We start from the raw sequence: 24,631 nt of genomic DNA, 5'->3' as shown, positions 1-24,631 counted from the left end.
ATGGTGTGGCTGCCCGGCTCGCCGTCACGAGGAGAAGCAGGGGACGAGACGCCGGTGAACGCTGTTCACCCTAACAGAACAGTGCTCTTCAGGAGAACGGCGTTCATTAAGATATAGCGCAACTCGGCGGCGAGGACAAGATATATCGCGTTGTGCGGTGGTGAACGCCGCTCTCCAGGGGAGAACGCTGATCTCCGGCGCCTAGACTGGCGTCATGAGCGACGCGGCCGCCGGCACCCCCGAATCACCCCCGCCGTCCCCCTGGGAGCGCGAGCGCCCCGCCCGCGCCCGCGTCGCCCCGGCGCGCGCGCCGCTGTCGCGCGAACGCATCGTTGGGGCCGCCTTCGTCGTGCTGGACCGCTCCGGACTCGACAAGCTGTCGATGCGTCAGGTGGCGGCCGAGCTGGAGGTCGCGGTCTCCGCCCTCTATGCCTACGTCCGCTCCAAGGACGACCTCCTGGAGCTGATGTACACCCGGCTCTTCGCCAGCTTCGAGCTGCCCGAACCCGACCCCGAGCGGTGGCAGGAGCAGGTGCGGGACTACGCGCGCTCCTGGCGGTGGCGTCTGCTGTCCCATCGCGACATGGCCAGGATCTCCATGGCGCACGTCCCCTTCACCGCCGAACTGCTGCCGTACGTCGAGTCGTTGCTCGCCATCTTCCGGACCGCGGGGCTGCCCGACCGCATCGCGGCGGAGGCCGGTGACCTCATCTCCACCTACATCGACGGGTTCGTCCTGGAGGAGGGCATGTGGCAGGACCGCGCCGCCCAGCAGACCGGCGGCGGCTCCCTGGCCCGTCCCGACTGGCGTGAGATGGCCGACGAGATGCAGAACTACTTCGCGTCCCTGCCCGAAGAGGACTTCCCCCATCTGCGGGCGCTGTCGGGGACGATGGTGACGGACTCCTCCGACGAGAGGTTCGACATCGGTCTGGAGATCATCCTGCGTGGCCTGGCGAGCTACCTCCCGGACCGCGAGGCCTGAGCCCGGGGCGGGCCGCCGTGGACCGGCACCGCCCCTCCCGGCTCAGTTGTTCCAGCTCTCGTCGTACGGATCGTGCGGCGTCGGGACCGGCTTCGCCGAGCTGACGTCGAGGTACGGGATGAGGCCGCCGTTGACCGGGTCCTTCGTGCGCTCGGGCGTGTAGCGGCCGGTGACTTCGAGCCAGGTGTCGGGCCGCAGGACGGGCGGAATCCGTCCGGACAGGCCGATCTTGACCGGCTGGGCGTCGGCGGCACAGCAGTTGAGGGCCATGCGGACGAGATAGGGAGCGCCGGCACGGTCGAGCGCGACGAAGCCGGTGATCTTGACCTGCCGGCCGCCGAGCGAGCGGCCGTGGCCGTACGCCGCCCTGCTCGCGTAGTCGACCAGCCCGAGGGGGACCGGGTCGCCGGCGGGCAGCTTGGCGTAGCCGAAGGGTGCCTGGAGCGCCGTACCGGTGCGCATCGCGCTGTAGGAGCCGAGGGCGGGCGGGGCGACCAGGATGAGCGCGAGCAGCGGGAGGACGAGGAGCCACGAGATCCGCGGCTCCCGATGCGCGTGTCCGTGTTCGTGCCCCGGTTCCTGTCCTTCTTCCTGTCCGACTCGCTGTCCCGGTTCCCGCCCCGGTTCCCGCCCGGGCCCGTGCTCGTCGTCGTGTCCGTCGCCGGACCGGTCGGCGGAGGCCTTGCGGTGCTCGCGTACCTCGTACCAGACCGTGGCGAGGGCCGTGACGATGAGCACCGCACCGGCCGCGAGCAGCAGGGGCCGCAGCCCGGCCTTGACGTACCGCAGATAGAGATCCGTGACGCTCGCGTGCAGCACCGCCGCGCCGACGAGGAAGAGCACGGCCGCCTGGGCCTGCCGGTTCACAGGAGCACCGCCCCGATCAGTACGGACATGAGGATCGCCAGGGCGAAGGTGGTGGGCGCGAACCGTGCCGCGAATCCGCGGCCGAACGTGCCGACCTGCATGGCGAAGAGCTTCAGGTCGATCATCGGGCCGACGACGAGGAACGCCAGCCGGGCGGTGAGCGAGAACTGGGTCAGCGAGGCGACCACGAAGGCATCGGCCTCGGAGCAGATCGACAGGAGCACGGCCAGGATCGCCAGGGCCAGGACGGACACCACCGGGTTCCCGGCAGCGGCGTGCAGCCAGCTCGCCGGCACGACGGACTTGAGCGTGGCGGCGGCCATCGCGCCCAGCACGAGGAACCCGCCCGCGTGCATGACGTCGTGCCGCACCGAGTCCCAGAACGCGGCCCCCTTGCCGCGGCCCTCGTGCGCGGGGCGGGCCGGTGGCCGCAGCCAGTCGGTGCGGCCGAGACGCTGCCAAAGCCAGCCCATCGCGCAGGCCACGAGGAGGCTGGCCACGAAGCGGGCGAGCACCATCTCGGGGTTGCGGGGGAAGGCGACGGCCGTCGCGGTCAGCACGATCGGGTTGATCGCCGGGGCGGACAGCAGGAACGCCAGGGCCGCGGCCGGAGTGACCCCACGGCGCACCAGCGCCCCGGCGACCGGTACGGAGGCGCACTCGCAGCCGGGCAGGATCGCCCCGGCCATCCCCGCGACCGGTACCGCGAGCGCCGGCCGCTTCGGCAGCGCGCGGGCGAAGAACGACGGCGGGACGAACACCGCGATGACCGCGGACAGCAGGACGCCGAGGACGAGGAAGGGCAGGGCCTGGACCACCACCGCGACGAACACGGTCATCCAGCTCTGCATCACCGGCGCGGACAGGGCTCCGCGGATCGGCCCCTGCGACGCGACGACCAGCAGCAGGAGCATGGTCAGGGCGAGCGGGGAGTTGAGGTGCCAGCCCTGCCGGCCCGGTTCGTCCGCGTCCTGCCGCCGGACCGGCGGCGGGGCTTCCTTGGTGACGGTCATGCTCGCGGTACCTCCGGTCGGGGAAGGGCGCGGCTGAGGATGCCCTCCCGCCCTGAATACGCCGGTCCGGCCACAGCTTCTCACCGCGTGACGAGGGGATTGCCCGCGCCCGGGGGTTTCTTGACCTTCACCGGACCGGCGGTGCCGGTGCGCGCCCCGCGTCGCGGTCGTTGTCACAAGTCTTTACGTGGCTGTCATGGACCTGTAGCTTCCGGGCCGCAAACCCTTTCAGGAACTTGCCGGTTCTTCTTGCAAGGCAACTCCCCTTCCCCACACCCGCATTGGAGCCGCACCCATGAGCCGCAGACGCCAACGCCCGCCATGGAGAGTGCTCATGGCGCTCCTGGCGGTGACCGGACTGTTCGGACCGACCCCGCCGGACACGGGGGCCGTCCCGATGCAGAGCACGGCCGCCACCTCCACGACGGCGACCGTCTTCTACTACACGAAGACCAAGAACTGGCCGGCCACCTACCTGCACTACGCCCCGGACGGCGGTTCCTGGACCACCGTGCCGGGAACGCAGATGGAGGCGGCCTGCACGGACTGGGTGAAGAAGACCGTCGACCTCGGCTCGGCCGCCGGGCTCCAGGCCACCTTCAACAACGGAAGCGGCACCTGGGACAACAACGGCGGCAACAACTACGCGCTGGGCACCGGCACCATCACCGTCAAGGACGGTGTGATCGCCCACAGCGACCCGTGCGCCGACACCGGTACGGGCAGCGGCAACCAGGCCGCCGTGTACTACTCGACCGCCACCTCCGGCTGGACCACGGCCAACATCCACTACGCGCCCACCGGCGGCTCCTGGACCACGGCCCCCGGCGTCGGTATGGAGAGCGCCTGCACCGGCTGGTGGAAGAAGACCCTCGACATCGGCACGGCGACCTCGCTCAAGGCGGCCTTCAACAACGGCAACGGCGTCTGGGACAACAACAACGGCACCGACTACGCGATCCAGGCCGGGACCACGACCGTGAAGGACCGGACCGTCACCGCCGGCGCCAAGGACCCGTGCGCCGTCGTGGAACCCGACACCGAGGCACCGACCACGCCCACGAAGGTCACGGCGACCGCCACCAACACCTCGGTGGTCGTCGGCTGGGACCCGGCGACCGACGACACCGCCGTGACGAAGTACCAGCTCACGCGCACGGGCGGCACCAAGGGAACCGTCGTCACCGACGTCGGCTCGACGGTGTACTCCGACACGGGACTCGAGGAAAAGACCCCGTACACGTACACGGTGAAGGCTCTCGACGCGGCCGGAAACACCTCGCCCGCCTCCGCCGCGGCCACCGTCACGACCGGGGAGAAGGCTCCCGCACCGGCCTCGGGGACGCCACTCGGCACCGACCCGCGCAAGGACCCGATCTACTTCGTCCTCACCGCCCGCTTCTACGACGGTGACAGCTCCAACAACCGCGGCGGCAGCCAGGACGTCAAGTCGGGCAACGCGGCCAACAACGACCCCATGTTCCGCGGGGACTTCAAGGGTCTCGTCGGCAAACTCGACTACATCAAGGCGCTCGGATTCTCGGCCGTCTGGATCACCCCGGTCGTCCTCAACCGCTCCGACTACGACTACCACGGCTATCACGGCTACGACTTCTACAAGGTCGACCCGCGGCTGGAGTCCGCCGGAGCCTCCTACCAGGACCTGATCAACGCTGCCCATGCCAAGGGCATGAAGATCTACCAGGACGTCGTCTACAACCACAGCTCCCGCTGGGGCGCCAAGGGCCTGTTCACCCCGACGGTGTACGGCGTGCGGGACACCCAGTGGAGCTGGTACTACGACGAGAAGAACGAGGGCTTCGAGTACGACGGTCTGAGCGTCGAGCCCAAGTCCGGGAAGTCGTACTACAACGGCGACCTGTGGTCGACCGCCGAACCCTCCGGCAACACCTGTCTCAACTGGGGCAAGCCCACCGGGGGCAAGAGCGCCGAAGGCTACACCGTATACAACTGCCAGTGGCCCAGCCCCACTTCGGGCATGTTCCCGAAGGCGTACTACCACCAGTGCTGGATCGGCAACTGGGAGGGCGAGGACTCCCGTTCGTGCTGGCTGCACGAGGATCTCGCCGACTTCAACACCGAGAACGCCACCGTCCAGAACTATTTGATCGGCGCGTACGACAAGTACATCGACATGGGCGTCGACGGATTCCGCGTCGACACGGCCGTCCACATCCCGCGTGTCACCTGGAACCGCCGCTTCCTGCCCGCCATCTACGACCGGGTAACCCAGCGGTTCGGCACGGACGCGGCGAAGAACTTCTTCGTCTTCGGAGAGGTCGGCGCCTTCGTCAACGACAAGTGGAACCGCGGCTCGGTGAACCACTCCGCGCAGTTCTTCACCTGGAAGGAACGCAAGGACTACAGCGCCGACGACGCGACGGCCGCCATCGAGCAGTACAACTACGAGGAGCAGCTCGGCACCGGCAACCAGCCGACCTCGGCCAACGCCTTCCTGAGCGGGAACAGCTACCACACCCCGGACCGCAGCCAGTTCTCCGGCATGAACATCATCGACATGCGCATGCACATGAACTTCGGCGACGCGCAGAACGCCTACAGCAACGGCAAGGACTCCGACGACTCCGTCAACGACGCCACGTACAACGTCGTCTACGTCGACAGCCACGACTACGGACCGAACAAGTCGAGCACGCGCTACAGCGGCGGCACCGACGCCTGGGCCGAGAACATGGCACTGATGTGGACCTTCCGCGGCATCCCCACGCTCTACTACGGATCGGAGATCGAGTTCCAGGCGGGCAAGCAGATCGACTGCGGGCCGACCTGCCCCCTGGCGACCACCGGGCGCGCCTACTACGGCGACCATCTCGCGGGGAGCGTCACGGCCTCCGATTTCGGCAAGGCCGACTCCGCGAGCGGTGAGGTCGCGACGACCCTCGCACAGCCGCTGGTCAAGCACCTTCAGCGGCTCAACCAGATCCGCCGGGCGATCCCGGCCCTCCAGTCGGGGCAGTACTCGACGGACGGCATCAGCGGCTCGATGGCCTTCAAGCGCCGCTACACCAGCGGGTCGACCGACAGCTTCGCCCTCGTCACGGTCACCGGCGACGCGACGTTCACCGGCATCCCGAACGGCACCTACACCGACGCCGTCACCGGCACGGTGAAAACCGTCACCGGCGGCACGCTCTCGGTGGCCGCGCCCGGGAAGGGAAACCTGCGGGTCTACGTGCTGAACGGGCCCGGGAAGATCGGAACGGACGGCCCCTACCTGAAGTAACCCGCGACCGGCGGACACGTACGGAGGCGGCGGTCACTCCGGTCCCGCCCGGGCGCCCCACGCCCGGGCGGGACGGCCCGACCGCCGCCACCGAGGACGGAGGGGAGCCAGGATGAATGGCGTGCGGAGCGTTGGGTACGCGACCGTCGACACGCTCGGGAGCCAGACCGGCCCGGGTGGCCGCCCGCCCGCCACGATCCGGGGATCTGCCATGGACACGCCCTTGAACAACAACCACCCCACCGCACCCGCGTCGACGCCCGCCCAGGAGGCGCTGGACACCCTCGCCGTGGACACCGACGACACCGCCGCGCTGGACACCCTCGCCGGCAGCGACGTCCTGGTGCCCGTGCCGGACGACGCCTCGGACGAGGACATCGCCGACCCCCACGCCGTGGCACTGCCCGTCCTGGACGATCCGGAAGGCGGGCAGGTGGTTCCGGTGTTCACCTCGGAGCTGGAGCTGGCCGAACTCCTGCCCTCCGTCTCCCGCTACCGCCTCGTGCCGCTCTCGGCGCTCGCCTCCCAGTGGCCCTCGGGCGATCTGGACCTCGTCATCGACGCCGCCTCACCGCACGGACTGACGCTCACCTCCGAGGGCGTACGCACGCTGCTGGCGCGATAGCGCAGGACGGCGGCCCGGTGACGCCGGCCTGCGAAAGGGCCCGCACCATCCGGGCCCACGGGCCGTGCGCACCCACCTCGACTGCGCGAACCCGCCGCTCGACCCGGCTACGGACGCCCCGGCCCTGCAGGCCGGGGCCGGCAGGCTGCCCGGCGGAGCGGAACGCGCGCCGTGGCGAGTGCGTGGGTGAGCCGCGCGGAAGGGCGGGGCGGGCGGATCAGCCGTTCAGCATGCGGGCGAGCGCGGACCGCTGAAGGGGGAGGACCTCGGCGTGCAGCTCACGGCCCTTCGGGGTGAGGGCGACCCACACTCCGCGGCGGTCCTCCTGGCAGATGGTGCGTTCCACCAGACCGTCCTTCTCCAGCCGGCCGATGAGCCGGGACAGCGCGCTCTGGCTCAGATGGACCCGGTCCGCGATGTTCTGTACCCGGCAGTGCTCGCCGGGCTCGGTGACCGTCTCCGAGACGAGGATGTCCAGGACCTCGAAGTCACTGGCTCCCAGGCCGTGCGGATGCAGCACCCGGTCGATCTCGCACATCGTGCGGGCGTGCACCGAGAGGATGTCCCGCCACTGGTCCTCCAGCCGGGAACCGGGCGTCTTCGTTGCCATAACTGAACGGTAACAGAGATCGGGCCACTAGTTGAGTGTGCAATTAGTGTGCCTGCATCCAGTTCCGCGACACCCCTGACGCCCGTACCACCCGCGCCGCCCGTGCCCCCTCTCAGGTGGTGGGGTCCTCGATGAGCCCGTACTGGTTGCCCTCCGCGTCCTTCACCGACGCGACCAGCCTGCCGTTGCCCACGTCCTGGACCTCCTGGAGCGTCTCGGCGCCCGCTTCGAGCAGGGCCGCCAGGGTCGTCTTGATGTCGTCGACATGCCAGAAGGGGACCGGGCCGGTCAGGCCCTTGGAGTGGCCGTTCGGGTCGAGGCCGACATCCTGGCCCGCGTCCTTGAAACCGACGTAGTACGGCTCGTCCACATAGGGCTCCACCCCGAGCAGCAGGGTGAACAGGGCCTTCGCCTTCGCGATGTCCTTGACGGGGTAGATGATGGTCTTGACTCCGGCGGTCATCTCGACTCCTGTGCGGTGCGTGGCGGCCGTGTCGGCCGGCTCCGGTGCCGTCGGTGATCCGGCGGCCCCTTCACGCTAAGCCGGGGCGGGCGGGTACGGCTTCTCGAATCCTGACCGGTGCGGTCCTCAGGTGGACTCGCGGCGCACCAGCTCCGTCGGAAGGATCACCGCCGCGGGATCCTCGCCGCCGATCTGGGCGAGGAGGACCCGGACCATCTCGGAGCTGATGCGGTCCCAGGGCTGCCGGATGGTCGTGAGCGCCGGGGTGGCCGCCGTCGCGGCGGGGGAGTCGTCGAAGCCGCCGACCGCGACGTCCTCCGGGACCCGGCGGCCCGCCTTGCGCAGCGCGGCCAGCACGCCCTGGGCCATGAGGTCCGAGGCGACGAACACGGCGTCCATGTCCGGGGCACGGTCGAGGAGCCGCTCGGCGCCCGCCTCCCCGCTGGCGCGGCTGTAGTCGCCGGAGGCGATGAGACGGTCGTCGGCCTCGACGCCCGCCTCGGCGAGCACCTCCCGGTAGCCGGCCAGCCGCTCGACACCGCCGGGGGTGTCCAGCGGGCCGGTGACCATGCCGATCCGGCGCCGCCCGAGGGAGAGCAGGTGCGTGACCATGTCCCGGGCGCCGTCGCGGTCGTCGGCGGCCACGTAACTCACCTTGGAACCGAGGCCGATGGGCTTGCCGCAGGCGACGAGCGGCACGCCCGCCTCGCGCAGTTCCTCGGCGACCGGATCGCCGGAGTGGCTGGAGACCAGCAGCACCCCGTCGACATGTCCGGCCGTGATGTACCGCGTGATGCGCCGCCGCTCGTCCTGGGTGCCGGCGAGCATCAGCAGGAGGGGCACGTCGTGCGCGGCGAGTGCCTGGGTGCAGCCGCGCAGCAGGACGTTGAAGTTCGGGTCCTCGAAGAACCGCTCCTGCGGCTCGGTCAGCAGGAAGCCGACCGAGTCGGACCGTCCGGTGATCAGTGAGCGGGCGTGCCGGTTCACGACGTAGCCCGTCCTGCGGATGGCCGCGTTGACCGCCTCCTGTGCCGAGGGGCTGACGTAGTGCCCGCCGTTGAGCACGCGGGAGACGGTGCCCCGCGAGACACCCGCCTCACGCGCGACGTCGTGGATCGTCGGCGGCCTGCGCCTGCCCCCCGTGTTGCCCATGGTCACGACTTTACGGCCCCGGACAGCAGGTCCAGGCTCCAGAAGCGCTGGATCACCAGGAACAGCGCGACCAGCGGGATGATCGCGAGCAGGGCGCCGGTGATGACCAGGGTGTACAGGGCCGGGGTGTTGGAGCCCTGTTCGAGAAGCGTGAACAGGCCGAGGGTGATCGGGAACTTCTCGTCGTCGCTGAGCATGATGTAGGGGAGCAGGAAGTTGTTCCACACGGCGACGAACTGGAACAGGAACACCGTCACCAGGCCGGGCACCATCATCGGCAGCGCGACCCGGGTGAAGATCCGCCACTCGCCCGCGCCGTCCATCCGGCCGGCCTCGACCACGTCACCGGGGACGGCCGCGGCGGCGTAGATCCGGGCGAGGTAGACGCCGTACGGCGAGAGGACGAGCGGCAGGAGCACGGAGGCGTACGAATCCGTCAGGTCCGCCTTGGCGAGGAGCAGGTACTGCGGGATCGCGAGGATCACCGGTGGCATCAGCACGCCCGCCATGAGCACGCTGAAGATGGTCTCGCGGCCCCGGAAACGGTAGATCGCCAGGGCGTAGCCGCTGATCGCCGAGACGCCCGTCGACAGCAGGGCGCCGAGACCGGCGTAGAGCGCGGAGTTGCCCATCCACGTCCAGTAGATGCCGTCGCGGTAGGCGTTGAGGTCCGTGACGTTCTGGGTGAACCCGGTGCCCGGCAGGAACGTGAACGTCGAGAACAGCTCGCGGCCCGACTTGGTGGCCGCGATCACCACCCAGGCCACGGGCAGGAGACAGTAGAGCGCGCCGAGCAGCAGGGTGAGGGTCGGGACCAGGGCGATCCCGGCGCGCGGGGGCGGGCCCTGGGCGGTACCGGGGGTCGTGCCCGCGGCCGGAGCGGCCTTGCGGACGGCAAGAGAACTCATCGTGCTTCCTCCTGCTTGGTACGGGAGTTCGCGGCGCGCAGGAAACCGAAGGACAGGACCAGCGTGGCCACGGCGATGATCACTGCCTCGGCGGCGGCCGCGTAGATGTCACCGGTGTTGAACGCGTCCCGGTAGACCTTCATCAGCGGACTCCAGGTCGTGGAGACGGAGTTGGTGAGGGGCTTGAGGGTGGTCGGCTCGCTGAACACCTGGAGCGTGGCGATGATCGAGAAGAAGAAGGTGAGCACCAGGGAGGGTGCCACCATCGGGATCTTGATCCGCAGCGCGGTCTGCAACGGGGTGGCGCCGTCCAGCTTCGCCGCCTCGCGCACCTCGGCCGGGATGGCCTGGAGCGAGGTGTAGATGACGATCATGTTGAAGCCGGTGCCGCCCCAGACCGCGATGTTCGACAGCGCGAGGTACAGAGGGCCGCCGTCCAGCAGGTCCGGCTGCGGCAGGCCCAGTCTGTCGAGGACGAAGTAGAAGGGGCTGACGTCCGGGAGGTAGAGGAACCCCCACAGCAGGGCGGCCACGACGCCGGGGATGGCGTACGGCAGGAAGATCGCGAGCCGGGTGAAGGGGGCCAGGCGTACCTTCTCCGCGTCGAGCATGAGCGCGAAGACCAGCGCGAGGCCGAGCATCACCGGCACCACGATGGCGCCGTAGCCGGCCACGCGCAGGGCGCCGTCGACGAGCTCGCTGTCGGTCAGAGCGTCGGTGTAGTTCCCGATGCCCGCCCAGACTTCTTTGCGGGCACCGGCGCCGAGGCCGAGGCCCTTGACCTGGACCTTGTGCAGGCTCAGCCAGATCGCGTAGCCGATGGGCAGCGCGAAGAAGAGGACGAAGAGGATCGTCGCGGGGAGGAGGAAACCGTACGGGGCCCCCTTGACCCCGTACGGCTTCCGGCGTGCGATGGTCACTGGGCGACCCCGAAGCCCTGCTTCTTGAGGTCGGCGACGGTCGCGTCCTGCATGGTCTTCAGGGCGGCACCGAAGTCCGACTTGTTCTTGGCCGCGGCGCCGAACGCGTCGTTGAAGGTCGTGTAGGCGACGTTCACGTTCGGGCCCCACGCGGACGGGGCGGTGGTCTTCGCGATCTCCGAGGCCTTGGTGTAGAAGTCCGGCTGGTTGGAGAAGAAGGCCGGCGGCTGCGCGAACGCGTCACTGGTCTGCGCGCTCGTGGACGCCGGGTAGATGCCGCTCTCCTTCGCCAGCGCGGCCACCGCCTGCGGGTCGGTGTTCAGCCAGGCGGCGAACTTCGCGGCGGCCGCCTTGTGCGGGGAGTCGGTGGTGACGGCCGTCGAGGAACCGCCCCAGCTGCCGGTGACGTTCTCGCCGGCCGACCACTGCGGCAGCGGGGCCATCGCCCACTTGCCCTTGGTCTGCGGGGCCGCCGTGGTCAGGGTGCCGGGTGCCCACACCGCGCTGACCCAGGCGATCTCCTTGCCGGTGTTCAACGCCTTGTTCCAGGCCGGCTGGTACATCGGCTGGTTGTCGATGGCGCCCTCCTTGACGAGACCGCCCCAGAAGTCGGCGACCTTCTGGGTGGCCGCGTCATCGATGCCGACCTTCCACTTGTCGCCGGAGGCGGTCCACCACTTGGCGCCGGCCTGCTGGGCCAGACCCGCGAAGAGACCGGAGTCGTTGGCGGAGAAGGTGGTGAGCGCCTTGTCCGGCGCCTTCTTCTTCAGCGCGCGGGCGGTCTCGGCGAACTGCTCCCAGGTCGTGGGAACGGTCAGGCCGTACTTCTTGAACAGGTCCGCGCGGTAGTAGAACATCATCGGGCCGATGTCCTGCGGGATCGCGTAGACCGCGTCCGTCCCCAGCGTCGTCTGCTGCCAGACGCCGTCGGCGAACTTGGTCTTCGCGTCCTTGGACTCGGCGGCTATGTCGGCGAGCGCGTCATTGCTGACCAGCGTGGGCAGCGCCTGGTACTCGGCCTGGACCAGGTCCGGTCCCTTCTTCGCCTTGTGCGCGGTGAGGATCTTGGTGATGAGCGAGTCGCCCGAGGCCTGCTTCTTCACCTCGACGGTGATCTGCTGCTTCTTCCCCGGCCCCTTGTTCCAGAGGTCGACGACCTTGTCCATGCCCGGCGCCCAGGTCCAGAACGTCAGTGTCGCGGGACCGGACTGGGATTCGCTCTTGTCGTCGTCGGACGAGCCGCAGGCGACGAGTGAGGTGGCGCCGAGGACGACGGCGATGGTGCTGGCCACGAGGCGGTTGTGCTTCGTGTTGGGCATGGAACGTTCTCCCCTGACCTGGGCCTCCGCCTGCTGCGGAGGCCTGCCCTGTTCTTGCGCGGTTCGCTTGCGGGGGTGCGCCGGCCGGTACCGGTGACCGCGGGCGCACGCCGGGCTTTGAGGCCCTCACGCGCTCGCTTCCGACACCTGAGCGCCCCTTCGGCTCACTCGCGGTGCTTCTGTGAGCGTTCACAGTAGAGAAACATCCCGGACACTTGTCAATGGTTGTTGCTGTGCGGTTATGTTGGACTCACGCCGCTGGCGTTGTGTGTGCACGTTCCCAAATGATCGATTACATGGGAGAGATCCATGCCGGAGACCAACCCCAAGGGCCTCACCGGGCTCGCCTTCGGTGGGGACTACAACCCCGAGCAGTGGCCGGAACGGATCTGGCCCGAGGACGTCCGCCTGATGCGGGAGGCGGGCGTCACGATGGTGAGCGTCGGGATCTTCTCCTGGGCCCTGCTCGAACCGGCCCGGGGCACCTACGAGTTCGGCTGGCTGGACCGCGTCCTCGACCTGCTCCACGAGAACGGCATCCGCGCGGACCTGGGCACCCCGACCGTCGCACCGCCCGCCTGGTTCTACCGCGAACACCCCGAGGCGCTCCCCGTGGCCGCCGACGGCACCCGCTACGCCTTCGGATCACGCGGCGCCATCTGCCACAGCAACAGCGACTACCGGGCGGCCGCCGCCTCCATCACCACACGGCTCGCGACCCGGTACGCCGACCACCCCGCCCTCGCCCTGTGGCACGTCCACAACGAGTACGGCGTCCCCGTCTCGGCCTGCTACTGCGACTCCTGCGCGGCGCACTTCCGCCGGTGGCTGACCGGCACCTACGGGAGCGTCGACGAGCTCAACGAGGCCTGGGGGACGGCCTTCTGGGGACAGCGGTACGCCGACCTCGACCAGGTCGACCCGCCGCGCGTGACCCCGACCGTCGGCAATCCGGCCCAGGCGCTGGACTACAAGCGGTTCGCCGACGCCACCATGCGCGAGAACTTCGTGGCCGAACGGGACATCCTCCACCGCCTCGCGCCGGGCATCCCCGTCACCACCAACTTCATGACGGCCCTCAGCCAGTGCGACTCGGTCGACTACTGGGCCTGGGGCCGCGAGGTCGATCTCGTCACCAACGACCACTATCTGATGACCGACGGCCGGCGCACCCACGTCAACCTCGCGATGGCCGCCGACCTCACCCGCTCGGTCGCCGGCGGCGCACCCTGGCTGCTCCTCGAACACTCCACCTCGGGCGTGAACTGGCAGCCCCGCAACCCCGCCAAGGCGCCCGGCCAGATGGCCCGCAACTCGCTGTCCCACGTGGCCCGCGGCTCCGAGGGCGCCCTGTTCTTCCAGTGGCGGCAGTCCCGCAGCGGCGCCGAGAAGTTCCACTCCTCGATGCTGCCGCACTCCGGCACCGACTCGCGCGTGTGGCGCGAGGTCGTCGAACTCGGCGCGTCCGTCGACTCGTTGGCCTCCGTCAAGGGCACCCGCACCGTCGCCGACGTGGCCGTCCTGTGGGACTGGCAGTCCTGGTGGGCGCAGAGCCTGCAATGGCGCCCGAGCGAGGACCACGACGCCCGCGAGCGCGCCGACGCCTTCTACGAGGCCCTCTACGACCGTCACCTCACCGTCGACTTCGCCCACCCCGAAGCCGACTTGTCGGCCTATCCCCTTGTCGTCGTACCCGCCCTCTATCTCATGACCGAGGCCGCGGCGGACAACCTCAGGGAGTACGTCGACAGCGGCGGCACCCTCCTCGTCTCCTACTTCTCCGGCATCGTCGACGAGCACGACGCCCTGCACGAAGGCCCCCATCCCGGCGCCCTGCGGGACGTGCTCGGCCTGACCGTCGAGGAGTTCTCCCCGCTGCTCCAGGGGGAACTCGTACGGATCACCGGGCCCGACGGCTCCGAACTCACCGGTGACGTGTGGACCGAGTTCGTGGTGCCGCGCGGTGCCGAGACCGTGTGGACGTACGCCGACGGGCTCACCGCCGGGCATCCGGCGGTCACCCGGCACCGGAGCGGCGCGGGATCGGCCTGGTACGTGTCCACGCGCCTGGCGGCCGAGGGACTGGACGCCCTGATCGGCTGGGTGTCCGACGACGCGCGCATCGCGCCACGCGCCGATCTGCCCCGCGATGTCGAAGTGGTGCGCCGTACCGGTGAGTCCGGCACCTACGTCTTCGCCGTCAACCACACCGGGTCCGACGCCAAGGTGCCGCTGGACGCGCACGGCACCGAGCTCCTCACGGGCGAACGTGCCGCCGGCCGGCTCGCGGTCCCGGCGGGCGCGGTACGGGTCGTACGCCTCGACGGCTGACCGGGGCACCGGCCGCGGGGTTCGTTCTCCCCGCGGCCGGGCCCGACCGGCTCGCTTCACACGAACCTTGACCGGGCTCCCGCGCAACGGGGGAGGGTTCGGGCCTCACATCCCGGGCCCAGGGGCGACCGGCCGCTCGGGGTACGGGCCTACCCCGGGGATCGGATCAACCGGCCTTCGCCGCACGGGACATGCCCGGGCTCGGGCCGCACGGCCCGCCGGTCGCTTCAACCGCCGCCCGTGTCACGGCACTCGGCGGCGCACCGACCCCCCTCCGTCCGTGTGAGCCGTGAAGCCGCGGGCGGAGGGGTTCGCCCCGGGATCCACCCCCGGATCCGCCGGGGCACCTCTCCCCACCACGTCGAAGGGACGACGGACGATGATGTTCCATCCCAGACGCACACTCAGGGCCCTGCTGCTGCCGCTGGCGGCCGGGCTCGCCCTTGCCGCGCTTCCCGCGCAGACCGCGCAGGCGGCGAGCACCCTGACCAACGCCGGGTTCGAGGCCGACGGGGCAGGCGTCGCCGTGCCCGCCGGCTGGTCGGAGTCCGGCACCACCGCCGCCTCGTACGTCGAGGCCGGTGGCCACGGCGGGAGTTACCGCCTCAGCCACTACTCCGCCTCGGCCTACAAGGTGGAGACCTACCAGACCCTCACCGGGCTGACCAACGGGAACTACAAGCTCACCGCGTGGGTGCGCTCGGGCGGCGGGCAGAACTCCGCCTACCTCGCCCTGAAGAACTGCGGCGGCACCGCCCAGCGCACCGATCTGCCGGTCTCGGCCGCCGGGTGGATCCATCTGGTCGTGCCCGTCTCCGTGACGGGCAACCAGTGCACGGTCAGCGTCTACTCCGACGCCAACGCCGGAAACTGGATCAACGTCGACGATCTGACGTTCACCTCCGGCACCACCGGACTGGCCGTCAAGGGCTCCGACATCTCCTCCCTCGCCAAGAGCGAGGCCTACGGCGGGGTCTACAAGACCAGTTCCGGTACCACCGGTGACGCGCTCGCCATCCTGAAGTCCTCCGGGATGAACTACGCGCGCCTGAAGGTCTGGGTGAACCCGGCCGACGGCTACAACAACAAGGCCCGCGTCCTCGCGATGGCCAAGCGCGTCAAGGCGCAGGGCATGAAACTCCTGGTCGACTTCCACTACTCGGACACCTGGGCCGACCCCGGCACCCAGACCAAGCCGGCCGCCTGGGCCGGACACTCGTACAGCCAGCTGAAGACGGACGTCTACAACCACACGTACGACGTCCTGAACGCCCTGAAGGCGCAGGGCACCACGGCCGACATGGTGCAGATCGGCAACGAGATCAACGGCGGCATGCTCTGGTCCGAGGGCTCCACGGACAACTTCGCGCAGCTCGCGGGACTGCTCAACTCCGGCTACGACGCGGCCAAGGCGGTCAGCTCCTCGACCGTCGTGGCCCTGCACCTCGCCAAGGGTGGCGATCTCACCGGTACCCGCTGGTGGTTCGACACCGCTCTCGCCAACGGCGTGAAGTTCGACGCCATCGGCCTGTCCTACTACGGCTACTGGCACGGCTCGCTCTACGACTTCCAGACCACCCTGGACGACGCGGCCGCCCGCTACGGCAAGCCGGTCTTCCTCGCCGAGACGGCCTACCCCTTCCGCCTCGACAGCGACGACGCGCTCACCAACCAGATCGACACGACCGCCGAACTGGTCTCCGGCTACGCGGCCACGACCACCGGGCAGTCCAACTGGCTGCGTGACGTCATGAACGTCGTGGAGGCCGTGCCGAACGGCCGCGGTCTCGGCGTCTTCTACTGGGAGGCCACCTGGACGGCGGTCACCGGCAACGGCTGGGACCCGGCCGACGCGACCTCCGGCAACGGATGGGAGAACCAGGCCCTGTTCGGCTTCGACGACAAGGCGCTTCCGGCCATGTCCCTGTTCAGTCACCGCTGAGCGGCGACGGGGCCCGGCCGCCGGTGCGGCCGGGCCCCGTGCGTCTTCCGGGCCGTCCGGCTCCGGCCAGGGTCGCGGGAAGCCCGTGCGTGCCACCGCCGGCTGCGGGACAGTGGCGGGAGACCGTCACGACGGAGGGGGACGAGATGCTCAAGGGGCCCGCCGGCGGCCAAAGACTGGACATCCTGGAGTGGTTGCGCGACCCCGTGGCGCACTTCCCGCACCGGCGCCGCGCTCACCTCGTCGAGGACGGCGTCAGCCCCGAGGCCCTCGCCGTCAAACTCGGAGTGAGCCGGGCCGTGGCACGCACCCATCTCGACCTCCTCACCGGAGTCGGTCTGCTTCGGGCCAAGAAGGTGGGGCGACGGACCTACTACCGCCCTGACGAGTACCGTATCGCCGAGGTGAGCCACTACTTCGAGAAGGGCTGGTAGGCGCGTGGGAGACGGGTCCGGCACGGCGGCGGTCACTGCCCTTTCGCCCCGGCGCGCGGTGGCGCTCGGCGGCCGCGGCCCCGAGGACGTGGTGGCCGACTCCCGGGGCGGGGTGCTGACCGGTCTGGAGGACGGCCGCATCGTACGCGTCGAAGGCCTCGGCGACCCCGACCGCACCGGTGTCCGCGTCGTCGCCGAGACGGGCGGCAGGCCGCTGGGCCTCGAACTCCTCCCGGACAACGCTCTGTTGGTGTGCGATGCCGAACGCGGACTGCTGCGGGTCGGGCTGGAGGACGGAGTGGTCCGCGTCCTCGCCGACCGGGTCGCCGGGGTACCCCTGCGCTTCTGCAGCAATGTCGTCGCCCTCTCGGACGGCACCGTGTACTTCACGGTCTCCAGCCGGAGTTACCCCCTGAAGCAGTGGATCGGCGATCTCGTCGAACACACCGGATCCGGCCGTCTGCTGCGCCTCGCGCCGGGCGAGACGGAACCCGAAGTGCTCCTGGAGGGGCTGCAGTTCGCCAACGGTCTGGCCGCCTCGGCCGACGAGTCGTTCCTCGTCGTCGCGGAGACCGGTGCGTTCCGGCTCGTCCGCTACTGGCTCACCGGGCCGCGAGCGGGGCGGTCCGAGACCTTCGCCGACGACCTCCCCGGCCAGCCGGACAACCTCTGGCGCGCCCCGGACGGCCCGATCTGGGTGGCCCTGGCGGGCCCCCGCGTCGGCGCCCTGGAATACCTGCACCGCCGGGGCCCGGCCGTCCGGCGCGCCGCGGCCCGGATCGCCGTGCGCGCGCCCTTCAGGCCCCCGGGCACCACGGGTGTCCTCGCGGTCGACGACGACGGCACCGTCGTGCACCACCTGGAGAGCCGCCGGGCACGGTTCCGGATGGTGACCAGCGTCTGTGAGTCCGAGGGCCGGCTGATCCTCGGGAGCATCTGGGAACGGGGCCTCGCGGTCTGTGACCTTCCGGGCGCCACCGGCTGAGCGGAGCGCCCGGGGCCGGTCGGAGCGAGGGCCAGGCGTGCGCGGCCCGCGTGCCCGGCGTTACCCTGGTCACCGGCCGCGATCTTGCAGCGCGGCGCGGCGGTGGGGCCCGCCGTACCCGAACCGCGGCACGGATGCCGCCAACGGTCCCTGCTTGCGATGCCGTGCGCCCGCACCGGCCCGGCGAGTAGGAGCCCGGAAACCATGACAGTCCCGCATCCCGAGCGCGTCGGCGAGTCCGGCACCCCCGCACGCGCGCCCGCGCGCACGGCGTCCCCCTGGCACGGCCAGGGCCCGGTCGTCGCGGCGGTCTCCCTGGGCGGCGCCATCGGCGCCTCGGCCCGCTACGGCGCCGGACTGCTGTGGCCCACGCCGGACGGCGCCTTCCCCTGGACCACGTTCACGGTCAACGTCGTGGGCTGCGCCGTCATCGGCGCGTTCATGGTGCTGATCACCGACGTGCGGGCGGTGCACCGCCTCGCGCGTCCCTTCTTCGGCACCGGGGTCCTCGGCGGCTTCACCACCTTCTCCACGTACGCCGTCGACATCCGGAGGCTGGTCGGCACCGGCCACCCGGGCACCGGGCTCGGCTATCTCGCCGCGACCCTGTGCGCGGCGCTCGCGGCGGTGTGGCTCGGGACGACGACGGCCCGCCGCGCCCTGGCATGGAGGCGGCGATGACCAGGCTGACCGGCGCCGCCCTGAGGCTGACGGTTCTCATCGGCGAGAACGACACCTGGCACCGCAAACCGCTCTACGCGGAGATCGTGCACCGCGCCCACGCCGCGGGCCTCGCGGGTGCCAGCGTCTTCCGGGGCATCGAGGGCTTCGGCGCCTCCTCCCTCGTCCACACCTCGCGGCTGCTCTCGCTGAGCGAGGACCTGCCGGTCGCCGTGATCGTCGTGGACACCGAGGAGCGGGTCCGGGCGTTCCTGCCGGAGCTCGACGAACTCGTCACCGAGGGTCTGGTGGTCCTCGACCCCTGTGAGGTCATCCGCTACACGGGCCGCGGCGCGGCACCCGACGACGTCCCCGGCATGACCGGCGGCGACCCGTCCGGGGAAGGCGGGACGCCGCGGTGAACTGGCTGCTGGTGATCATCGGCGCCGCGGTCGGCGCACCCCTGCGGTACCTGACCGACCGGGCGGTACAGCGGAAGCACGATACGGTCTTCCCCTGGGGCACCCTCGTCGTGAACGTGACAGGGTGCCTGATCCTCGGTCTGCTGACCGGTGCCGTCTCGGCGGGGCAGGTGTCCGGACACCTGCAACTGCTGATCGGGACCGGTCTGTGCGGGGCGCTCACCACGTACTCGACGTTCTCGTACGAGACCCTGCGGCTGACCGAGACAGGGGCGGCGTTCTACGCTGCCGCCAACGTGATCGTGAGCGTGACGGCGGGCCTGGGCGCGGCGTTCGCCGGGGTCTCGTTTGCACAAGCTTTGTGGACCTAGGTGTCGGGCGTCCTCGTGGATACGTAACACTGTCTCCTGCACCGTCTACAGCACTGTCGACCAACTTTCAGAACTGGATCCCATGAGCGTCATCAACGTCGGTCAGGCCGTCGTCCTCGGAGTCGTCGAGGGGGTGACCGAATTCCTTCCCGTCTCCTCGACCGGCCACCTCAAGATCACTGAGGGCCTGATGGGAATCCCCGTCGACGACGACGCCGTCGTCGGCTTCTCCGCGGTCATCCAGGTCGGCGCGATCGCCGCCGTGCTCGTGTACTTCTTCAAGGACATCGTGCGGATCGTCTCGGCCTGGGGCCGTGGCCTGCGCGACAAGAACGAGCGCCAGAGCCACGACTACAAGTTCGCCTGGTGGGTCATCTACGCGACGATCCCGATCGTGGCCGTGGGCCTCGCGGCCAAGCCGCTCATCGAGGGTCCGCTGGCCTCCCTGTGGGTGGTCGCGGGCTCGTTGATCGCGGGCAGTGCCGTGATGTGGGCGGCCGACCAGATGGGCCGCCACAAGCGCGGTGAGGACGACGTCTCGTTCAAGGACGCGATGCTGGTCGGCAGCTCCCAGATCCTCGCCCTGCTCTTCCCCGGCTTCTCGCGTTCCGGCGCCACCATGTCCACGGGTCTCATCCTCGACCTGGACCGCGTCGCCGCCACCCGGCTCTCCTTCTTCCTCGGCATCCCGGCGCTCACGGGCGCGGGCATCTACGAGCTGAAGGACGCCCTGGGCACCGGTGTGGGCGCCGCTCCGCTGATCGCCGGCACCGTGGTGTCCTTCGTGGTCGCCTACGGCTCGATCGCCTGGCTGCTGAAGTTCGTCGCCAAGCACTCCTTCAACGCCTTCGTGATCTACCGGATCGTCATCGGCCTGCTGCTCTTCGGGCTGCTGGGCACGGGGGTCCTCGAGAGCTGACACCGCCCGCGGCGCCGGTACGAACCGGCTCCGGGCACGAACGGTCCGTTCACAGGGGGCGCGAAGCCGGATTCCGGCTCCGCGCCCCCTGTGCTGTTCCCCGCGCCCCGTCCGACCGGGACACCGGGCCCCGTCCGACCGGGACACCGCGCCCCGTCCGACCGGGACACCGGACCGCATCCGACCAGGACACCGGGCCGCTGGACGGGGCGGGCGGCACAATGGCGATCATGCCCGGGAAATCGCCGTACCCGTCCTCCCAGACCTTCCAGCCGATCCTGGAGCGCATCGCCACCGAGATCGCGCAGACCCCGGGACGCGGCAGGCCGGCCGACTACATCCCGGCGCTGGCCGCCTGCGATCCACGCCGCTTCGGCATGGCCGTCGCGGAGCTCGACGGCACCGTGTACGGCGTGGGGGACTGGCGGCAGCCGTTCTCCACGCAGTCCATCACCAAGGTCTTCACCCTCGCCCTGGACCTGGCCCGCGAGGGCGACGCCCTGTGGGAGCACGTCGGGCGGGAGCCCTCCGGCAACCCGTTCAACTCCCTGATCCAGCTCGAATACGAGAACGGCATCCCGCGCAACCCGTTCATCAACGCCGGAGCCCTCGTCGTCACCGACCGGCTGCAGACCAGGACCGGCGACGCGGCCGGCGTCCTGCTGGAGTTCCTGCGGGCCGAGAGCGGCAACGCGGAACTCACCTTCGACAGGGACATCGCCGCCTCCGAGACCGCGAACGGCGACCGCAACGCGGCACTCGGCCACTTCATGGCGTCGTACGGCAACATCGACAACCCGGTGCCGGTCCTGCTCGACCAGTACTTCCTGCAGTGCTCGATCGCCGCCTCCTGCGCCGATCTCGCCCTCGCCACCGGATTCCTGGCCCGGCACGGCATCCGGGCCGACGGCGGCCGGCTGCTCTCCCGGAGCCAGGCCAAGCAGATCAACGCGATCATGCTGACCTGTGGGACCTACGACGCCGCGGGCGACTTCGCCTACCGGGTCGGCCTCCCCGGCAAGAGCGGGGTGGGCGGCGGCATCATCGCCGTCGTGCCCGGCCGGTGCACCCTGTGCGTCTGGAGCCCGGGTCTCGACGAACGCGGCAACTCGGTCGCGGGTGTGGCGGCCCTGGACCGCTTCACGACCCTCACCGGCCTGTCGGTGTTCTGAGGCGCGCCCCACCATACGGAGGTCACGCACCCACCGGCCAGAGGTCACGCGCCCCACCACATGGAGGTCACGCTCCTGACCCCGCCCGGAGAGCGCCACGTCGCCTTCCGGCCACCCGGCGTCGACACACTTGCGGAGTGTCGGCCATGGCTTTCCCCGTCGATCTCCGCCGCTGCCAGGCTCTGGGCCTGGCGGGAACCGCGGTCCTCGCGCTGGGCGGCGAGACCGCGGGGGCCCTGCCCGCGCGGGATCTCCTCGCCCCCGGCTCCGGACGGGCCGTACTGGGCCTGGTCGGGGTGTACTTCGGCGTCGTCCTGCTGATAGCCGCCTGGGTGCTGCTGGGCACCGTCGTGCGCGGGCCCGAACCGCCGGCCCCGCGCTCCCTGCTGCTCGTTCTGGCCACCTGGGCGGCACCGCTGCTCCTCGCGCCCCCGCTGTTCAGCCGGGACGTCTACAGCTATCTCGCGCAGGGCGCCATGGTCGACGCCCACATCGACGTCTACTCCTACGGTCCCGCGCGGCTCGGCGGCCCGCTCGCCGACGAGGTGGCGCCCGTGTGGCGGTCGACGACGACCCCGTACGGCCCGGTCTTCCTCGCCGTCGCCCGCGGACTGTCGTCGCTGACCCGCGGGGAGCTACCGGCCGGACTCCTCGGCATGCGCGTGGTCGCCCTGCTCGGTGTGGCCCTGATGGCGGCGGCCCTGCCCCGCCTCGCCCGGCACAGCGGCGCCGATCCGGCCGCCGCGCTGTGGCTGGGCGCGCTGAACCCCCTGGTCCTGCTGCACCTGGTGGCCGGCGCGCACAACGACGCCATCATGCTCGGGCTCCTCGGTGTCGGCCTGGTGGCCGCGCGCGGCCGGTGGCCCCTCGCGGGCATCGTCCTGGTCACCCTCGCGGCCCTCGTCAAGGCGCCCGCCGCGCTCGGCCTGGTGGCGGTGATCGCGCTGCGCGGGCGCGGCCGGGGGCACCGGGGCATCGCGCGTGCCACGGCCACCACCGTCGTGGTCGCTCTCGCCACGACGGCGGCCGCGACGGCGGTGGCCGGTACGGGCTACGGCTGGATAGCCGCCCTGAAGACCCCCGTCTCACCGCACAACTGGTCACCCACCAGCGTCCTCGGTCGCGCCACCGGTGCCCTGCTCCACCAGCTCGGCAGCGGCCTCGCGCCGCTCGCGATGCCCGTCTGGCACGCCCTGGGACTCGCGGCGACCGTGGGGCTGCTGCTGTTCATATGGCTGCGGCTGCGCCCGCACCCGGTCTACGCGCTGGGCCTGAGCCTGGCCGCGGTGGCGGTGTTCGGTCCGGCGATCCGGCCGTGGTACGCGCTGTGGGGCCTGTTCCTCATCGCGGCGGCGGCGCCCACGGGTTCGGTGCGCGACCGGGTCGCGGCCGCCAGCGCGGTGCTCGCGCTCGCGGTGCTGCCCAGCGGGTCCCCCGCGGACGCCGGACAGGCGATCCTCGCCGTCTCCGGGGGCCTGCTCGCCCTCGTCGTGCTCTGGCAGGCCCACCAGGCGGCGCAGCCGCAGGCACCGGGACGGGAGCGGACGGCATGACCGACGACGCGGAGCACGGAACGCCCCCGGGCGGGACGAGAGATACGGGGGAGGCGAGCAGGACAGGGGAGACGAGCGGGGCGATCAGGACGAGGGCGATGAGCACGGGGAGCGCGAGGAGTACGAGGAGCACGGCGTCGGGCACGTCGGGTACATCGGGTACGTCGAGTAGGTCGGGTGCGCCGGGTGCGTCGAGAGCGAGAACGCCGGGCGCCGGGCGGGTTTCCGGTGGCATGGCGGCGCTGCTCGGCACAGACCGCCGGCGGCTCCTCCTCGTCCTCGCACTGGCCGTCGTCGTCGGCGTGTTCACGGCCACCGTGCCCCTGCTGCGCGACTGGTTCGACCTGCGCGTGTACTACGGGGCGGTCGACACCTGGGTCCACCACGGCGGCGGCATCTACGACTACCGGGTGCCGGGAACGCCGTACGGCTTCACCTACCCGCCGTTCGCGGCTCTCGGCATGCTGCCGATGGCCCTGATGGGGCTGCGCACGGCGATCGTCGTCGCCCTGCTGCTCAACCTCGCCGCCCTCACCCTGGTCACGGGCATCCTGGTCGGGCCCGAACTGCGCCGCTACCGCTGGTTCGGCTGTGCTCTGGCGGCCTGTCTGCTGGCCCTGTTCGAACCGGTCCGGGACACCTTCAGCTTCGGCCAGGTCAACCTGGTGCTGCTCGCCCTCGTCCTGAGCGACGCCTGGCTGCTGTCGCACGGGCGGGGCCGCTGGGCGGGCGTCGGGATCGGTCTGGCCGCGGCGGTCAAGCTCACCCCGGCGCTGTTCATCCTGATGCTGCTGCTCGGCCGCCGCCGGCGGGCCGCCGGTGTCGCCACGGCCGTCGCCGCGGCGGCCACCGCACTGGCGGCCTGGGCGGCGCCGGACGCCTCGCGCTTCTACTGGACCGACGCGCTGTGGGACACGACCCGCATCGGGCGTCTGGACTACGTCTCCAACCAGTCGCTTCAGGGGATGCTGGCACGGCTCGTGGCACCGCAGGAGCCGAGCAGGGCGCTGTGGGCGACGCTGGCCCTGCTGGTCCTGTGCCTCTGGGCGCGGCGGACCGCGCGTGCCCTCGCCGACGAGGACTGGACCGCCGCGTTCGCCCTGACCGGGCCGGCCGCCTGTCTCGTCAGCCCGATCACCTGGGTGCACCACCTCGTCTGGCTGCTGCCGTCCTTCGCCGTGCTGCTGCGGCGGCGCAGGCCGCGGGTCGCGGCGGCCCTGTACGCGGTCCTGTGCAGCAGCGTCGTGTGGCTGTGGTTCGACGACGCTTCGGGCCTCGACGGCTTCCTCGGCAGCAACACCTATACGTGGATCACGCTGGGGCTGCTGCTGTGGCTTCCGGTGGGTCAGCCGCGCCCTGCCCGGCCCGCCTTGAGCCGCAGGCCCAGCGCGACGCCCGCCGCTCCCAGCACGGCGGCACCGGCGATCGCGGCCGCGCCGGACCAGCCGAGTCCCTCGTCCTCGGGGGGCGCGGCGGCCATCGGCCGTGCGCTGTTCACGGGCCGGGCGGCGCCGGGCAGGGCGGTGGCCGCGGGCCGGGCCGCGCGACCGGGGCGCGCGGCGGACCCGGCGGGGGCGGAGGGTCCGGCCGCGGGGACGGCGCGTGTGTCGAGCAGCGTTCCGACGGGATCGACCCGGCCGGCCGCCGCGAAGCCCCAGTCGAGCAGCGAGCGCGCCTCCTCGTACACGGCCAGTCCGCCGCCCGCCTGAGGGTTC

The 24,631-nt window shown here is 70.9% G+C and carries 22 protein-coding genes; 14 read left to right on the top strand and 8 right to left on the bottom strand.

What is annotated here, in order from left to right:
- Positions 1-214 precede the first annotated feature (214 nt).
- Entirely contained in the window at positions 215-985 is a 771-nt protein-coding gene (locus tag ACF07B_RS36855) for a TetR/AcrR family transcriptional regulator (protein ID WP_392182114.1), read from the top strand.
- A 42-nt stretch (positions 986-1,027) separates the two neighbouring features.
- On the opposite strand, the gene ACF07B_RS36850 is transcribed toward ACF07B_RS36855, so the two are convergent.
- Together ACF07B_RS36850 and ACF07B_RS36845 are read right to left on the bottom strand one after the other, a co-directional pair.
- Positions 1,028-1,852 (bottom strand): TIGR03943 family putative permease subunit, encoded by an 825-nt coding sequence (locus ACF07B_RS36850; RefSeq protein WP_392182113.1) that lies wholly within the window; start codon positions 1,850-1,852, stop codon positions 1,028-1,030.
- Positions 1,849-2,865: a permease gene (locus tag ACF07B_RS36845; protein ID WP_369484818.1), complete on the bottom strand. Its 1,017-nt coding sequence runs from the start codon at positions 2,863-2,865 to the stop codon at positions 1,849-1,851. Before ACF07B_RS36845 ends, ACF07B_RS36850 begins: the two co-directional genes overlap by 4 nt.
- A 295-nt stretch (positions 2,866-3,160) precedes the next feature.
- On the opposite strand from ACF07B_RS36845, the gene ACF07B_RS36840 reads away from it, so the two are divergent.
- Together ACF07B_RS36840 and ACF07B_RS36835 are read left to right on the top strand one after the other, a co-directional pair.
- Complete coding sequence (locus tag ACF07B_RS36840; RefSeq protein ID WP_392182112.1) at positions 3,161-6,130, top strand: carbohydrate binding domain-containing protein; 2,970 nt, start codon at positions 3,161-3,163, stop codon at positions 6,128-6,130.
- Positions 6,131-6,341: 211 nt separating this feature from the next.
- Positions 6,342-6,755 (top strand): SseB family protein, encoded by a 414-nt coding sequence (locus ACF07B_RS36835; protein ID WP_362396719.1) that lies wholly within the window; start codon positions 6,342-6,344, stop codon positions 6,753-6,755.
- A gap of 217 nt (positions 6,756-6,972) precedes the next feature.
- On the opposite strand, the gene ACF07B_RS36830 is transcribed toward ACF07B_RS36835, so the two are convergent.
- From ACF07B_RS36830 to ACF07B_RS36805, 6 genes are all read right to left on the bottom strand, one after another.
- Positions 6,973-7,365 (bottom strand): MarR family winged helix-turn-helix transcriptional regulator, encoded by a 393-nt coding sequence (locus ACF07B_RS36830; protein WP_384238145.1) that lies wholly within the window; start codon positions 7,363-7,365, stop codon positions 6,973-6,975.
- 112 nt (positions 7,366-7,477) lie between these two features.
- On the bottom strand, positions 7,478-7,828 hold the full coding sequence (locus tag ACF07B_RS36825) for a VOC family protein (RefSeq protein WP_329298148.1): 351 nt from the start codon (positions 7,826-7,828) through the stop codon (positions 7,478-7,480).
- 126 nt (positions 7,829-7,954) lie between these two features.
- A complete protein-coding gene (locus tag ACF07B_RS36820) occupies positions 7,955-8,986 on the bottom strand; it encodes a LacI family DNA-binding transcriptional regulator (protein WP_362396726.1) in 1,032 nt (343 codons plus the stop codon).
- Positions 8,983-9,888, bottom strand: a complete 906-nt coding sequence (locus ACF07B_RS36815) for a carbohydrate ABC transporter permease (RefSeq protein ID WP_369484820.1) — start codon at positions 9,886-9,888, stop codon at positions 8,983-8,985. The genes ACF07B_RS36820 and ACF07B_RS36815 overlap by 4 nt, the downstream gene beginning before the upstream one ends.
- Complete coding sequence (locus ACF07B_RS36810; RefSeq protein WP_362396732.1) at positions 9,885-10,808, bottom strand: sugar ABC transporter permease; 924 nt, start codon at positions 10,806-10,808, stop codon at positions 9,885-9,887. The genes ACF07B_RS36815 and ACF07B_RS36810 overlap by 4 nt, the downstream gene beginning before the upstream one ends.
- Complete coding sequence (locus ACF07B_RS36805) at positions 10,805-12,127, bottom strand: extracellular solute-binding protein (protein ID WP_392182111.1); 1,323 nt, start codon at positions 12,125-12,127, stop codon at positions 10,805-10,807. The genes ACF07B_RS36810 and ACF07B_RS36805 overlap by 4 nt, the downstream gene beginning before the upstream one ends.
- 309 nt (positions 12,128-12,436) lie before the next feature.
- Between ACF07B_RS36805 and ACF07B_RS36800 the strand changes: the two genes are divergently transcribed.
- The 11 genes from ACF07B_RS36800 to ACF07B_RS36750 all read left to right on the top strand — a co-directional run bounded on the left by ACF07B_RS36800 (position 12,437) and on the right by ACF07B_RS36750 (position 24,625).
- Positions 12,437-14,458: a beta-galactosidase gene (locus ACF07B_RS36800; RefSeq protein WP_392182110.1), complete on the top strand. Its 2,022-nt coding sequence runs from the start codon at positions 12,437-12,439 to the stop codon at positions 14,456-14,458.
- Between the two features lie 382 nt (positions 14,459-14,840).
- Positions 14,841-16,400, top strand: coding sequence for an arabinogalactan endo-beta-1,4-galactanase (locus ACF07B_RS36795; RefSeq protein WP_392182175.1), 1,560 nt, complete (start codon positions 14,841-14,843; stop codon positions 16,398-16,400).
- 146 nt (positions 16,401-16,546) lie between these two features.
- Entirely contained in the window at positions 16,547-16,834 is a 288-nt protein-coding gene (locus tag ACF07B_RS36790; RefSeq protein WP_369484832.1) for an ArsR/SmtB family transcription factor, read from the top strand.
- A gap of 4 nt (positions 16,835-16,838) precedes the next feature.
- Positions 16,839-17,819: an SMP-30/gluconolactonase/LRE family protein gene (locus ACF07B_RS36785; RefSeq protein WP_392182109.1), complete on the top strand. Its 981-nt coding sequence runs from the start codon at positions 16,839-16,841 to the stop codon at positions 17,817-17,819.
- A gap of 204 nt (positions 17,820-18,023) precedes the next feature.
- Positions 18,024-18,500 carry a fluoride efflux transporter CrcB gene (gene crcB, locus ACF07B_RS36780; RefSeq protein ID WP_392182108.1) on the top strand — a complete coding sequence of 159 codons (477 nt, stop codon included), beginning with the start codon at positions 18,024-18,026 and terminating at the stop codon, positions 18,498-18,500.
- Entirely contained in the window at positions 18,497-18,901 is a 405-nt protein-coding gene (locus ACF07B_RS36775; protein WP_369484826.1) for a DUF190 domain-containing protein, read from the top strand. The genes crcB (ACF07B_RS36780) and ACF07B_RS36775 overlap by 4 nt, the downstream gene beginning before the upstream one ends.
- A complete protein-coding gene (crcB, locus tag ACF07B_RS36770) occupies positions 18,898-19,272 on the top strand; it encodes a fluoride efflux transporter CrcB (RefSeq protein ID WP_328455587.1) in 375 nt (124 codons plus the stop codon). Before ACF07B_RS36775 ends, crcB (ACF07B_RS36770) begins: the two co-directional genes overlap by 4 nt.
- 82 nt (positions 19,273-19,354) lie before the next feature.
- A complete protein-coding gene (locus ACF07B_RS36765; protein WP_392182107.1) occupies positions 19,355-20,191 on the top strand; it encodes an undecaprenyl-diphosphate phosphatase in 837 nt (278 codons plus the stop codon).
- 230 nt (positions 20,192-20,421) lie between these two features.
- Positions 20,422-21,363, top strand: coding sequence for a glutaminase (locus ACF07B_RS36760; RefSeq protein WP_392182106.1), 942 nt, complete (start codon positions 20,422-20,424; stop codon positions 21,361-21,363).
- Between the two features lie 146 nt (positions 21,364-21,509).
- Entirely contained in the window at positions 21,510-22,916 is a 1,407-nt protein-coding gene (gene mptB / locus ACF07B_RS36755; protein WP_392182105.1) for a polyprenol phosphomannose-dependent alpha 1,6 mannosyltransferase MptB, read from the top strand.
- A gap of 233 nt (positions 22,917-23,149) precedes the next feature.
- A complete protein-coding gene (locus ACF07B_RS36750) occupies positions 23,150-24,625 on the top strand; it encodes a glycosyltransferase 87 family protein (protein WP_392182104.1) in 1,476 nt (491 codons plus the stop codon).
- The last annotated feature ends 6 nt before the right edge of the window (positions 24,626-24,631 follow it).

The sequence above is a fragment of the Streptomyces sp. NPDC015532 genome, from assembly GCF_043078065.1.
Classification (GTDB): Bacteria; Actinomycetota; Actinomycetes; order Streptomycetales; family Streptomycetaceae; genus Streptomyces.
This window is presented reverse-complemented; position numbering and strand designations above follow the sequence as displayed.